The sequence below is a fragment of the Nocardia sp. CA-128927 genome (genome assembly GCF_050955855.1).
Lineage (GTDB): Bacteria > Actinomycetota > Actinomycetes > Mycobacteriales > Mycobacteriaceae > Nocardia.
This window is the reverse complement of record NZ_CP192087.1, coordinates 3768989-3781731: the sequence shown is the minus strand read 5'-3', so window position 1 is coordinate 3781731 and position 12743 is coordinate 3768989. Positions and strand designations below refer to the sequence as shown.

The window sequence follows — 12743 nt, the reverse complement described above, 5'->3', positions numbered from 1 at the left end:
CCTGTTGTCGTGGGTGGACGGCGTCAGCGCGTCGTGGGCCTGTTGTCGGTCACGATCGGTCGCCGGTCAGCGCCGCTCGAAGTTCGCGGCGGAGCAGCTTGCCGACGGGGTTGCGGGGCAGGGTTTCGACGACCTCCAGCCGCTCTGGCAATTTGAACGACGCCACCTCGCGGGCGCGCAGATGCTCGATGAGGCCGTCCAACGTGACAGTTGCGCCGGGCGCGGGAACAACGAAGGCACAACACTTTTCGCCGAGGACCAGGTCCGGGTAGCCGACCACCGCGACGTCGGCGACGCCGGGAGCGTCGGCGAGCAGTCCCTCGATCTCGGCCGGGGCGATGTTCATGCCGCCGCGGATGATGATCTCCTTGATCCGGTCGACGAAACGCAGATATCGGCCGTCCGCGCCGCACAGCTCGAATACGTCTCCGCTGCACAGGAACCCGTCCTCGTCGAACGGTTCGGCCGTCGCGGTGCCGGGCAGGTAGCCGCCGAACACGGCGGGACCCGCGAGCCGGAGTTCCCCTGCCCCAACGACTTCCGTGACCGTCGCGCCGGTGGTGACGTCGACGAGCTTGACCCGCGTGCTCTCGGCGAGCCTCGTGGCCCAGCGGACACCCGGCGCGCCGTAGCGCGGCAGATGCTGCGCACGGGTGATCGGATCGGGGATGTCGACGGGCGTACCCATCAGGCACACGCCTTCGTTGGAGCCGAAGAAGTTGAGCACTTCGATGCCGAGTTCGTCCTGCCAGCCGCGAACCACGCTGGGCGGCAACGGCGCACCACCGGAACCGACCCGTTGCAGCGAGGACAGGTCGACCGAGGTGCGCAGCTTCTCGTTGTGCAGCAGCATCGTCAGCAGCGCGGGCGGCATGCTGGTGTGTGTTACCCGATGCCGCGCGATCTGGCCGAGGAACACCGGCAGGTCCAGCGGTTGATGTTGCACCAGGTGGCCGCCGGTGAGCAGCCACGGGAGGAACGACGCCGCGAAGCCCGCCATGTTGACCATGGGAAAGGGGTTGAGCAGCACCGACTCCGGGGTGAGGTGCAGGCCGTCCTGCACGCCCCACGCCATGGCGAGCCAGTCGCCGTGGCATCGGGGAATCCCTTTGGGCGCGGCCTCGGTGCCGCTGGTCCAGCAGATGGTGACTCGGTCGTTCACCGAAATCGTCAGTCCGCGAACGTAGAAGCGCAGCCGCTCTCGGTCGGCGGTATCCGCCGGGGCGTCCAGGGCGATGGCATCGTCGGGCACATCGGGGCCGAAGGCGAAGACGGTGCGCGAGTCGCCGGCCACTTCCAGTGCCTCGCAGGCGAGTTCGCGTCCGGACAGTTCACCCGCGGTGATGATCGCGGTCGCGTCGGCGGCGGTGACGATGCCGGACAGCTCATGGCGGCGGTACGAGGCGGGCATGGGTGTGGCGACCGCGCCGAGCCGCCACAGCGCGAAGTAGGTGGCCGTCAACGCGATCGAGTTCGGGAGCAGGATCGCGACGGTGTCGCCTTGCCGGATTCCGTTGCGGTACAGCACTGCCGCAAGATCGGTAGCGCGCTCGTCGAGTTCGCGCCAGGACAGGGTCTGCGGCCCTGCTCCGGTCAGTGTGGCGAGGTTGGCGGGATCGGTGATGGCGGGTGCGTCCGGTGCCGCGTCGACTCGGCCCTGAAAGAGCTCTGGCAGCGTTTCCGGCTGCCACCACCCGCGATCGAGATACTCGCGCACCGTGTCCGCGGGGTGGCAGGTGCGTACGGACGTGTCGGTGGCGACATCGGCTGCGGTGATCGGCGACTCGGCCATGGGTTTTCCTTCAGTTCAGACGTCGCAGCACGACCGCGGCGCCCAGACCGAGGGCCGCGGGAATGGTGATCAGCGCGTGTTCGCCGCCCGTGCGGGTGAGTGCGTCGAGCGCTTGGACGATGAGGTTGCCGCCGGTCGCCCCGAGGGGATGGCCGACCGCGAGGGCGCCGCCGGACGGGTTGACCAGTTCTTGGTCGAGGCCCAGTTCCCTGGTGAGCAGAATCGGAGTGACAGCGAAGGATTCGTTGGCTTCCACCACATCCAGGTCGGCGGCGGTGATGCCCGCTCGGCTCAGTGCCAGCCGTGCCGCCGTGGCCGGGGCGGTCAGCAGCGGCGAGCGCACCGCGGTCTGCGCGGTGCCGACGATCCTGGCGATCGGCTCGCGGCCGAGCACCTTTGCCGCGCGGAGGCTGCCGATCACTACGGCAGAGGCGCCGTCGGCGAGTTGTGGTGCCGTGGCGATCGTGTGCAGGCCGTCTGCCGGGTGCGGTGACCCCGGTAGGCTGCGGGCGACGCGCTCCCATGCGGGATCGTCGCCGAACAGGGCGGGTAGCGCGGCGAAAGCGTCGCTGTTCGCGTCGGCGCGAGCCCCTTCATCGGCTTCGAGGAGCACCGTGCCGCCTTTGCGTACCGGCACCACGGAGTCGGAACTCGGTGCGGCGGTTGCTCTCTGGTGTGACCGCACGGCGTAGGCGTCGAGTTCGGCGCGGGTGATGCTGTAGGAGGCGGCGGTGAGGTCCGCGGATACGCCGATCGTCACGAACCCGGTGCGTTCGCCCAGGTCGGTGTCCGTGGCGATGGCGGGTCGATCCGACAGCATCGGCACCCGGGACATCGACTCCACTCCACCGGCGACGATCACGTCGGCATAGCCCGCGGCTACCCGGGCCGCGGCACCCTCGACCGCGTCGAGCCCGGAGCAGCACAACCGTGAGACCACGGCACCGGGCACCCCGTCCGGCCAGCCCGCCCACAACGCCGCCGCACGGGCCAGGTTTCCGCCCTGCTCCCCCACCGTCGTGCTGATGCCGACCAAGATGTCATCTACCGAATCCGCACTGAGCGACCGGCTTTCCAGCGCGATGAGCAACTGTCCGAACAGCTCGTAGGGTGGAATCTCGGCGAGAGTGCCGCCAGCTTTGCGGACCCGGGCGCGGGGTAGCCGGATCGCGTCGTAGATGTAGGCGTCAGTCATGGTCGATCCTCGCGAGGGTTTCGAGCGTGTGGTGGCCCGCCGGGTCGTCGGCCGAAGTGGCTGGTACGACAACGATCTCGTCGGCGCCCGCGCTGCGATACGCGTCGAGGCGGCGGATCAGGGTGGCGTCGTCACCGAACATGCCTACGGCAGCAGGCAATTCGTCGGGCACGGACGCCAATACGTCGCGTGGATGCGCGCCACTGTGGGCAAGATGCACGACCTCACCGAAGCCCGCCTCCTCGAACATGGCGTCGTAGCCCGGTGCACGCAGGTAGCCCACGACACCTCGGCGGACAGTCGCCAGCATCTCGGCTGTCGGATCCGCAGCGGCGGTAACCCACACCGAGATCGCGGGGCTCTGTACGCCTGCCTCATCGGCCGCCTTTCGAACTAGCTCGGCGCACCGCGAAACCTGTTCCGGAGTTACCAGATTCAGCACCACACGGTCAGCGGTGCGGGCAGCGGCGGCCAAGGCCCGCGTACCGAACGCAGCCACGGTGATGGACGAGTGCGGTGGCTCGAGCCGGAGCCGGTAGCCGCTGGTGTGCTCCACCTCCCCCGCGAAATCGACCTTGTCGCCCGCGAGCAGCCCCCGCAGGATCCGTGCCGAGTCTTCTAGATGCGCTGCGGTGCGACGCCTTTCGCGACCGTGCCAGCCGCTCACGACGACCGTGCTCGAGCTGCCGATGGCGACATCGACGGACCGGCCGGTGAGTGCGGCCACGCTCGCGACACCCATGGCGATGGTGGCGGGACTGCGGACATCGACGGCAAATGGTCCGAGACACAGCGGAATTCGACCAGGCGCCAGTCCGATCGCGGTCGCCACCGCGAAGGCGTCGAAGGTCGCCATCTCGCCGATCCACAGCCGGTGATAGCCCAGCTTCTCGGCGGCTTCGGCGACCGCGAGCGCCTCCAGCGGATCGCGATCCTGCCAATACGGCAGGCTCACGCTCAGCCGACGGTCGGCGCCGCTCACCCGACCGGATGCGCGGCCGCGCGCATCCGCTCACCGCTGACCCAGGTGGCATGGAAACCGAGGGGCACACGGGTCGGCAGGCCGAGGCGGCACGCCGGTCCGGCGGAAAGGTCCGCGGCGTCGTAGATCCACACCTCCGAGAGCTGGGTGTGGCTGTTGAACGCGAACATCGTCAGCCAGGCGTCGTCCTCGTCGCGTGCGTCCGGGCGTGGCACCACGGTGAGCTCGCTGCCGAAGAAGCCGTCGCCGAACGGTTGGGTCTGCTTGGCGCCGGTGCGCAGGTCGTACTTGATCACGGCGTCGAAAAGCATTGTGCTGTCGACGGACAGCCGCATTTGATAGGACCAGCGGCCGCGCTGTCCGGTGACGCCCTGATCGATGGCCGGGAACTCGGTGTTGACGTCGTCCATCGGCTCTTCGATGGTGGCGCCGGTGCGCAGGTTGAAGCGGTACTTGTGCAGTTTCGCCTCGGGGCGCAGGTAGGCCAGCAGCTGGGCGAGCGGATTCGCGCGGTCCGATACCGGGCTCGGCTTGGAGACACGGCAGACCACCATGACGATCTCGTCGCCGTCTTCCCACGAGTTGACCGTGTGATAGATGTAGCCGGGCGCGGCCTCGAACCAGCGCACCTGCGTACCGTCGCCGCGCCGGGGCAGCACCGCGAAACGGCTCGGCAGCGTGCGATCGAAGAACAGCTTGAACCGGCCCGCCACGGCGGCCCTCGGGTCGTTGTACAGCGGCAGATCCATCAGGATCGAGTAGTTCTCGGTGATCGCCATGTCGTGCGGCAACCGCGGGCCGGGCAGCTCGAGGCCGGTGTAATGGGTGACCGTGCCGGACGGGTCGGCGATGCCGTAGCGCAGGTACGGCGCGTGGATGCCGTAGTCGAAGAAGATGAATTCCTCGGTGCGCTCATCGACTTTGGCGTGCGCGGAGATCTCGCCGGGCAGCGTGCCGCCGAAGGTGTCGACGCCGCGGGTCTCCAGGCTGATCGGGTCCAGCGCATAGGGTTTGCCCGCGCGGTACCACAGCGACAGCAGGTTGCCGTGATGGAAGACGACGTCGGTGTTGGCGGAGTTGCGTTCCCGTCGGTCGCCCGCCGGGTTGTCGTCCCACGGCTCGATCACGCCGCGCCACAACGCGGTTCCCGCGGCACGCTCGGCCTCGAACTCGGTGGTGCGGATGTAGCGGTTGCGGTAGGTGGCCTTGCCGTTCTCGAAGTGCACCGCGTGCAGCATGCCGTCGCCGTCGAACCAGTGGTAACGGCCGATCGGCGCGAACTGGGGGTTGGGGCCGTTGCGGACGTAGACGCCGTCGAGGTCGGTGGGGAGCTCGCCGTGCAGGACGGTGAGGTCGGTCGCGGTGATCTCCTCGGCGGTGGGCGCGTACATGCCCTCCAGATACGGGTTGGTCAGCGCTTGCGCGGCCGGCGCGATGAGTTCTTCCTTGAGCGTCATGAGTTGCCTAACCCCTTCACTACAGTTAATGAAGTGATACGCGTCTCAATGAATGGTGTCAAGAGTGCCTGGTCGGCGGACTCAGGCGAGGCGGTCGAGCACGGCCTGTGACACGGGTTCGAACCGGACGTCGGCGCGGTCGAGCCTGGCGTCGCAGCCGCGGCAACGCAGTGCGGGCGCCAGGTCCGCGCCGCATTCGCGATGCCGGATGCGCAGGCCTGGTTCGGGGGCTCCGGGGTGGGCGAGATCCGACCAGGCGAGCAGGAAGGCGTAGATCGCGAACAGGGCCCGCCCACGCGGGGTCAGCCGGTATTCACGTCCGGAGCCCTCGCCGGAGCGGCGCAGGATCTCGGCGTCGCACAGGCGGGACAGTCGTTCGGTCAATGTGGTGGGCGACATGTTCATGGCCGTGCGGAACGCGCTGAAGCGCCGCATACCGGCCAGCGCGAGGCCGGTCACCGTGGCGCTCCACCGGTCGCCGATCGCCTCCATGACCTCGTCGAACTGCATATCGGTTCGAGCGGAGACGGGCGCGCGGGCGCGGCGCCTGCCACTGGAAGTGAAGCGCAACAACGCATCGTCGCCGAGATCGACATCGGTGTCGCGCGGGGTCACCGTGTGGCCGCAGCCTCGGCACATCAGCACCGGCGGGCCGCGGTGGCCGCATGCGTCGTGCACCAGGTCCGGGTGCAGCGCGCCTTCTGCGGTCCACTCGCGCTGCCAGCTCCAGACGGAGACGAGGATTTCCCAGGTCGCCAAGCCCAGATCGGTGAGCAGATAGTCGAAGCGGTCCGGTGCGGCCGCCTGCGGGGTGCGGACGAAGACGCCCGCGTCGACGAGGGCGGTGAGTCTGGCGGTGAGGACGGCGGGTGGGGCGCCGGTGCGTTCGATCCACTGGTTGAACCTGCGGGTGTGGTTGACGAACGCATGCCGCAGGATCGTCAGCGTCAGGCGGTCGCCGAGCAGGTCGAAGGTGGCCGCGACGGGGTGCGGGGCGGGTTGCCCGGGGTCGATCGGCTCATCGGTCATCCGCGCGTTCACCTCCCGATCCATGGCCGCCTAGTTGCACTTCATTAACTGTAGTCGAATCTGGGTTGATCAAGGGATGACGACGGACTCCAGCTCGAGGTCGATCTCGAGCCGGGCGAGCATCTCGCGGAACTCGCTCGCCGGGTAGTGCTCGTTCTCGGTGATCAGGCCGAGGACGGTGCCGCTGCCCGGTGCCGAGAGTGGGCGGAGTTGGTCGACCACGCCTTCGATGGGGTCGAACAGACGTAGCTCGGGGCGTGCGCGCTCGAAATAGCCACGCAGCCAAGGCAAGTGGGTGCTGGACAGGGTTACCGCGTCGATGCCGGAATGCGCCGCGAGCAGGGTGTTCAGGAAGTCGCCGACGACGGTCGCGGTGTGCTCGCGACGGAACAGGAAGTCGCCGCTCTCCACCAGTTCCACCAGCGACGAGGCGTTCACCGCATGCACCCGCGTGCTCGCCGAACCTGCTTCCGCGCGCAGAAAGTCAGTCAGCTCAACGCTTTCCACCAGCGACCGCACACCCAGCACGGCCACCTCATTGGCCACCGCCAGAGCTTCCCGCACCGGCGGCCGCACCCCGAAGATCGGGACCGGGCAGCGCAGATCATCGAGGATGGTCACCGAAGGGGCGTTGGAGGCCAACAGGATCGCGCTCGGTTCGAACTCCGCGAGGAACCGGACCGCGCGATCGACCACCGACAACAACTCGGTCCGATCCTTCGCGCCGTACGGAAAGCTGGCCCGGTCGGCCAGGTAGACGAGGTCCCGGTCGGGCAGGCGCCGATGCAACAGTTCCACCGCCGAGTAGCTGCCGAGGCCCGCGTCGAAGACCGCGATCGGTTGTCGTAGAGAGGTCACCGTCAGATCATGCCCGGTGTCACAGTGCGGTCGCCGAGGGCGCCTGACAGACTCGGCGAGTGACCGATTCTCGTGATGCCGATGCGACCCGGCTGGCTACCGATTCGCTGGCGCAAGGTGACCCGACTGGATGGTTCGAGCGACTGTATGTGGCGGCCGCCGATGGTGCGGCGGTGGTGCCGTGGGATGCGGCCGAGCCGAACGAGCTGCTGGTCGACTGGCTCGAGCGGCACGAGCGGACCGGCGGGATGCGGGCCATCGTGGTCGGCTGCGGGTTGGGGCGCGATACCGAGCACCTGGCCGAGCTCGGCTTCGAGACGACCGGGTTCGATATCGCGGAAACCGCGATATCGACTGCGCGCGAACGCTTTCCGGCCTCCTCGGTGAACTATGTCGTCGCCGATCTGCTCGATCCGCCCGCCGAGTGGGTGGGTGCGTTCGATCTGGTTGTCGAGTCGATCACCGTGCAGTCACTGCCGGTGTCGTTGCGCGCCGTGGCGACCGCGAACGTCGCGCGGATGGTGGCGCCGGGTGGCGATCTGCTCGTCATCGCGGGGATTCGAGAGGAAGGCGAGGAGGTGGACGGGCCGCCATGGCCGCTCACCCGCACCGAGATCGATGCGTTCGCGGTCGAAGATCTCCGGTCGACCCGCGTCGAGCAGGTATCCCCCGCCGGGCGGCCCGGCTTCACGCGCTGGCGTGCGGTGTTCAAGCGGGGCTGACGTCTCGAAACCTGGGCGGCAGGATGGTGGTGTGACCGAGAACGGCGATGCGGGCCTGGTCTGGTACGCGGCATACGGATCCAACATGCACCTCAGCCGCCTGCGCTGCTACCTCAACGGAGGCACGCCGGAGGGTGGGGCGCGAGCGGTGCCCGGCTGCCGCGATCCGGCCGAGCCCGCGCGCTCGGTGCCCATCATGCTGCCGGGCCTGCTGTATTTCGCCACCGAATCGTTGGTGTGGACCGGCGGGCGCGCGTTCTACGACCCGGACGGACCGGGCGAGACCGCCGCCCGCGCCTACCTGCTCACGGCCGCCCAGTTCTCCGATATCGCCGCCCAGGAGATGTACCGAACACCCGGCGCAGACCTGGATCTGACCGAAGCGATCACCAACGGCCGCGCCCCACTCGGCCCCGGACGATACGAAACCCTCTCGTACGCAGGAACATTCGAGAACCACCCCATCCTCACCTGCACCGCCCCCTGGCCGCACAACCACTTCCCCGGCAACCCACCCTCCGCCCCCTACCTACGCCATCTGGCCGCCGGTCTCATCGAATCCCACAGTTGGACAATCGAAACCACCGCCACCTACCTCGCCACCCGCCCCGGCGCTGACCTCGCCTGGACCCCCGAAACCCTCGCCGCCCTCCTCGCAACCTGACCGCAGTATGCGCGACCACCTGCGCGCGGACAAGCAACGAGGGCATAGCGCCATGATTGATGTCGTGGCAACGATCAAGACACCCAAGGTCGGCAAATCGGCGGCCAAGAAACCGGCCTCGAGCAACCTGATCGTGCGCAACCTCGATCCGGCGATCAAGGCAACCATCCAAAAGCGCGCCACCAGCAACGGCCGCTCCATGGAAGCAGAGGTGCGCGCCATTCTCGCGCGGGCCGTGGACGCTGACGAGAACCCGGTACCGGTGGTCAACCCGCTGTCGGGTGCGGCCCTGTTGGGGCGGCTCGCACAGTTGCGCGAAGCACTCGACGGTGACATTCCAGAAATTGTTGTGCGCCATGATGATTCATCGAAGTAATGCTGATCCTCGATACCAACGTCATCGCAGCCGCCATGACACCGGAGAAACATCCCGTTGTCGCTGCGTGGCTCGCCACCGTTCCCGCGTTCTGCTACGCAGATCTGATGCTGAAACGGCCGAAACCTTCCGTCGGTGAAGTGATGGACGCCCAGATAGCCGCGAGCGCCCAGCGCCCCGGTAGACACGTGGTGTGGACATTCACGAACTTCAAGCCCAGGCCATCACCATTCACGATCTCTACGACGAACTGAACCTCGCCGAACGCGGGCGAACGTGGACCCGAGCGGACTTCATGCTCGGATTCGTCGGGGACGTAGGCGATCTCGCGAAACTGGTCATGGCGGCCGAGGGCACCCGATCGATGCCTGGCGGCCGCCCCACGCTGGAACACGAACTCGCCGACTGTCTTTGGTCCGTGCTGATTCTGGCTCACCGGTACGGGGTGGACCTCGAAAGCGCGTTCACCACGACGATGGGCGAACTGGAGCAAACGATCTCGGCCCGACTGGCCGGCCGAGATGGTTGATCGGATTCGACGAGTCGGATCACTCGGCCGGCCCGAAGATCTCATCGACGAGGCGCTTCGACGCCGCCTGGAATGCCGCGGCCAGTGACAGGTCGGCGTCGTCGACGTAGTTCAGTGCGGCGGTCATGCTCTTGCTGCCGTCGGCGGTGCTGTACATCAGCGCCGCGTGGCCACCGTGACCGCCGTTGTGGGTGATCACCTTGCCGCTGCCGGTGTCCTGCACGAACACTCCGAGGCCGTAGCCGACTTTGGTTTCCGGCGTGAACATCTCGGCCAGCAGTTCGGCGGGCAGGAGCTTGCCGCCCACCAGCGCGGTGATGAAGGTCTGCAGGTCCTCGGGGGTCGAGATCATGTCACCGCCGTTGGAGATCCAGGACGGGTTCGAGCTGCTGACGTCGACCGTCTGCTCCTGGCCTGCGTCCTCGTACCGGTAGTAAGCGTGGGCGTGCGGCTCGGGGATTTCCGTCGAGGTGCCCGGCACCACGGTGCCCGACAGCCCGAGCGGGCCCAGGATCAGCCGCTCCGCCTCCTCGGCGAACGTGCGGCCGGTGACCTGCTCGATCACCAGCGTGGCCAGCGCGTAGTTGGTGTTGGCGTAGCTCCAGTCCGTGCCGGGCTCGAACCGCGCGGGCTTGGACAGTGCGAACCGCACCAGCTCCGCCGCCTCGTAGGTCTTGAAGCGGCCGTCCACCCACTCCTTGCCACCCCATGGAATTCCCGGCGCGATGGTCCCGTCCGGGTAGACCTCGCCGGTGAAGTTGAAGATGCCGCTGTTGTGCTGCAACATCATTCGCACCGTGATCCGCTCGTCCAGCCCGAACTCGGGCAGGTAGTCGGCCACCGGGGTGTCCAGCTCGATCTTGCCCTCGGCCACCAGTTGCAGGACGACGGTCGCGGTGAAGGTCTTGGTGTTGCTGCCGATCCGGACATGGCCGTTCGTCGGCGGCTTCGCGGTCTCGCCCAGCTTGCTCACCCCGGAGGTGCCGACCCAGTCGCCCTGTTCGTCGCGCACGCGCAGCGTCATTCCGAGCAAACCGGAATCGACGATCTCCTGGAGCGTCTGCTGGAGTTCCGGACGATCCTGGGCGGCTGTTGCGGATTGGATGTTCATGATTCTGCTTCTCTCTGTCTCGCTAGGTCCGTTGTTGTTCGCTCGACTACTGTCGCGAGCCCGCCTGACACCGACCTGACGTCGGCCTGACACAACCACTGACACGGTGTTCGGCCTGGTCAGGGCGGGTCTTCACGAGGTCCTTCGGTCGAGCAGATGTGCTGAGTCGCAGCGGATCTCCGCGGGCGAGACGCATGACGCTGCAAGACGGACGCAAGGGCGGTGCAATCAGCGGCCAGCAATCTCGTCACCATGACCCCTTCAGTAACGATCATCGGCGCCGGACTAGGCGGCCTGACCCTGGCCCGCGTCCTGCATGTCAACGGCATCCAGTCCACGGTCTATGAGGCGGAACCCTCCTCGACCGCACGCATGCAGGGCGGAATGCTCGACATCCACGACTACAACGGGCAGATCGGCATCAAAGCGGCCGAGCTGATGGACGGGTTCCGTGAACTTGGCCTGGACGGGCGCGAGGCGATCCGGGTCCTCGCCCCGGATGGCACCGTGCTACTCGACAAAGCCGACGACGGCACGGGCGGACGCCCCGAGGTGATGCGCGCCGAGCTGCGACAGCTGCTGCTCGACTCGCTCCCTGCCGACACCGTCCGGTGGGGTCACAAGGCCGACAGCGTTCGCGCCCTCGGCGACGGCCGGCATGAGGTGACGTTCACCAACGGCAGCACGGTAGTCACGAGCCTGCTGGTCGGCGCGGACGGCGCCTGGTCCCGCATTCGGCCGCTATTGTCTTCCGCCACACCGGAATACGCGGGCGAGTCGTTCGTCGAGACCTACCTGTTCGACGCCGATACCCGGCATGTTGCCAGCGCGAAAGCGGTCGGCAGCGGATCGCTGATGGCGCCTTCGAACAACGGGCAGATCCACGCGCACCAGGAAAAGGGCGACACCCTGCATACCTACGTGGTGCTGCCCAGGTCACTGGACTGGTTCGCCGCCATCGATTTTACCGATGCCGCCGCGACCGCCGCACGGGTCGCGCGCGAATTCGACGGCTGGGCGCCGGAACTCACCGCGTTGATCACCGACGCCGACACCGCGCCGGTCTGGCGACCGCACTACGCGCTGCCGCTCGGCCACCGGTGGGATCGGGTACCCGGCGTGACCCTGGTCGGCGACGCCGCCCACCTCTCGGCCCCCAACGGCGAGGGCGCCAATCTGGCAATACTCGACGGTGCCGAACTCGGCAAAGCCCTTGCCGCACACCGCGATGACGTCGACGCCGCGCTCACCGAGTACGAGCAGACCATGTTCGCCCGCAGTACCGCGATGGCCACCGAGGCCGTCACGTTCTTCGAGAACATCACCGGCGAAGACCCGGCCCGAACGCTGATGGACATGCTCACGGGGGACCAGACCTCTTGAGTTGAGGCCGCTTACGCGCGCTCGACGCGTTGTGCCAAGCCGTCCACGATGAGCGCCAGGCCCGCCTCGAATGCCGACTCGGGATCTATCTGCGGTAGGTCGGCCGTCGGGCTGTGCGTGCGGTCGGCGTCTGCTTGTTCTTCGAGCACGGCGCCGACCGTGTAGCGGCCTGCGGCCAGCATGGCCATCTGCGCGTCGTATTCGGGTACACCGGACGCGATCAGGAACGCCATCTTGTGGGCGAGTCGGTCGAGATCCGCGTCTCCGGGGCTGGTTCCGGCGTGCAGCCGGGCACCGTCGCGGCGCATCAATAACGTGCGCCGGAAGCTGCGCATGTTCTCGCGGAACCAGTCGTGCCAGTCGTCGGCGGGGGTCGGCAGCGGGGCCGTCGCGTGGGAAGTCATTGCCGCCTCGGCCATCGCGCTCAGCAGTTCTTCCTTCTTGCGGAAGTGGTAGTAGAGCGACGGTTGCTCGACGTTCAGTCGCTTCGCCAACTGCCTGGTACTGACGGCATCCAGACCGACTTCGTCCAGCAGATCGAGCGCCTCGGCGACGACGGTTTCGCGATTGAGCTTGGCCACATTGACAATCTATCAGTGATAGGTGAGCATGTAAAAGCAGAACCTATCACCGATAGAAAGGGTT

13 protein-coding genes are annotated in these 12743 nt (G+C 67.5%); 5 read left to right on the top strand and 8 right to left on the bottom strand.

Going from position 1 to position 12743, the window contains the following annotated elements; genetic code table 11:
- Positions 1 to 49: 49 nt before the first annotated feature.
- The 6 genes from ACQPW1_RS17870 to ACQPW1_RS17845 all read right to left on the bottom strand — a co-directional run bounded on the left by ACQPW1_RS17870 (position 50) and on the right by ACQPW1_RS17845 (position 7313).
- Positions 50 to 1792, bottom strand: a complete 1743-nt coding sequence (locus ACQPW1_RS17870) for a class I adenylate-forming enzyme family protein (protein ID WP_433663805.1) — start codon at positions 1790 to 1792, stop codon at positions 50 to 52.
- Between the two features lie 10 nt (positions 1793 to 1802).
- Entirely contained in the window at positions 1803 to 2987 is a 1185-nt protein-coding gene (locus tag ACQPW1_RS17865) for a thiolase family protein (RefSeq protein ID WP_433663804.1), read from the bottom strand.
- Entirely contained in the window at positions 2980 to 3969 is a 990-nt protein-coding gene (locus tag ACQPW1_RS17860) for an LLM class F420-dependent oxidoreductase (protein ID WP_433663803.1), read from the bottom strand. The genes ACQPW1_RS17865 and ACQPW1_RS17860 overlap by 8 nt, the downstream gene beginning before the upstream one ends.
- Entirely contained in the window at positions 3966 to 5426 is a 1461-nt protein-coding gene (locus tag ACQPW1_RS17855) for a carotenoid oxygenase family protein (protein ID WP_433663802.1), read from the bottom strand. Before ACQPW1_RS17855 ends, ACQPW1_RS17860 begins: the two co-directional genes overlap by 4 nt.
- 81 nt (positions 5427 to 5507) lie before the next feature.
- On the bottom strand, positions 5508 to 6455 hold the full coding sequence (locus ACQPW1_RS17850) for a winged helix-turn-helix transcriptional regulator (RefSeq protein ID WP_433663801.1): 948 nt from the start codon (positions 6453 to 6455) through the stop codon (positions 5508 to 5510).
- A gap of 69 nt (positions 6456 to 6524) precedes the next feature.
- Complete coding sequence (locus ACQPW1_RS17845) at positions 6525 to 7313, bottom strand: glutamate racemase (RefSeq protein ID WP_433663800.1); 789 nt, start codon at positions 7311 to 7313, stop codon at positions 6525 to 6527.
- Positions 7314 to 7372: 59 nt separating this feature from the next.
- On the opposite strand from ACQPW1_RS17845, the gene ACQPW1_RS17840 reads away from it, so the two are divergent.
- From ACQPW1_RS17840 to ACQPW1_RS17825, 4 genes are all read left to right on the top strand, one after another.
- Positions 7373 to 8035 (top strand): class I SAM-dependent methyltransferase, encoded by a 663-nt coding sequence (locus ACQPW1_RS17840; RefSeq protein WP_433663799.1) that lies wholly within the window; start codon positions 7373 to 7375, stop codon positions 8033 to 8035.
- 31 nt (positions 8036 to 8066) lie between these two features.
- Positions 8067 to 8699, top strand: coding sequence for a histone deacetylase (locus tag ACQPW1_RS17835; protein ID WP_433663798.1), 633 nt, complete (start codon positions 8067 to 8069; stop codon positions 8697 to 8699).
- A gap of 52 nt (positions 8700 to 8751) precedes the next feature.
- A complete protein-coding gene (locus ACQPW1_RS17830) occupies positions 8752 to 9075 on the top strand; it encodes a FitA-like ribbon-helix-helix domain-containing protein (protein ID WP_433663797.1) in 324 nt (107 codons plus the stop codon).
- Between the two features lie 193 nt (positions 9076 to 9268).
- Complete coding sequence (locus ACQPW1_RS17825; protein ID WP_433663796.1) at positions 9269 to 9604, top strand: MazG nucleotide pyrophosphohydrolase domain-containing protein; 336 nt, start codon at positions 9269 to 9271, stop codon at positions 9602 to 9604.
- 19 nt (positions 9605 to 9623) lie between these two features.
- Here ACQPW1_RS17825 and ACQPW1_RS17820 read toward each other — a convergent pair whose 3' ends face one another.
- Positions 9624 to 10715 carry a serine hydrolase domain-containing protein gene (locus tag ACQPW1_RS17820; RefSeq protein WP_433663795.1) on the bottom strand — a complete coding sequence of 364 codons (1092 nt, stop codon included), beginning with the start codon at positions 10713 to 10715 and terminating at the stop codon, positions 9624 to 9626.
- A 252-nt stretch (positions 10716 to 10967) separates the two neighbouring features.
- On the opposite strand from ACQPW1_RS17820, the gene ACQPW1_RS17815 reads away from it, so the two are divergent.
- The gene (locus tag ACQPW1_RS17815) at positions 10968 to 12098 is read left to right on the top strand and encodes an FAD-dependent oxidoreductase (RefSeq protein WP_433663794.1); all 1131 of its coding nucleotides are present in this window, start codon (positions 10968 to 10970) and stop codon (positions 12096 to 12098) included.
- Between the two features lie 11 nt (positions 12099 to 12109).
- Here ACQPW1_RS17815 and ACQPW1_RS17810 read toward each other — a convergent pair whose 3' ends face one another.
- Positions 12110 to 12679: a TetR/AcrR family transcriptional regulator C-terminal domain-containing protein gene (locus ACQPW1_RS17810; RefSeq protein WP_433663793.1), complete on the bottom strand. Its 570-nt coding sequence runs from the start codon at positions 12677 to 12679 to the stop codon at positions 12110 to 12112.
- Positions 12680 to 12743: the final 64 nt, after the last annotated feature.

Excerpts from the sequence above, each read along its gene's own strand:
- ACQPW1_RS17870 (WP_433663805.1), bottom strand. The coding sequence starts at position 1,792 with ATGGCCGAGTCGCCGATCACCGCAGCCGATGTCGCCACCGACACGTCC.
- ACQPW1_RS17865 (WP_433663804.1), bottom strand. The coding sequence starts at position 2,987 with ATGACTGACGCCTACATCTACGACGCGATCCGGCTACCCCGCGCCCGG.
- ACQPW1_RS17855 (WP_433663802.1), bottom strand. The coding sequence starts at position 5,426 with ATGACGCTCAAGGAAGAACTCATCGCGCCGGCCGCGCAAGCGCTGACC.
- ACQPW1_RS17850 (WP_433663801.1), bottom strand. The coding sequence starts at position 6,455 with ATGACCGATGAGCCGATCGACCCCGGGCAACCCGCCCCGCACCCCGTC.
- ACQPW1_RS17815 (WP_433663794.1), top strand. The coding sequence starts at position 10,968 with ATGACCCCTTCAGTAACGATCATCGGCGCCGGACTAGGCGGCCTGACC.
- ACQPW1_RS17830 (WP_433663797.1), top strand. The coding sequence starts at position 8,752 with ATGATTGATGTCGTGGCAACGATCAAGACACCCAAGGTCGGCAAATCG.
- ACQPW1_RS17820 (WP_433663795.1), bottom strand. The coding sequence starts at position 10,715 with ATGAACATCCAATCCGCAACAGCCGCCCAGGATCGTCCGGAACTCCAG.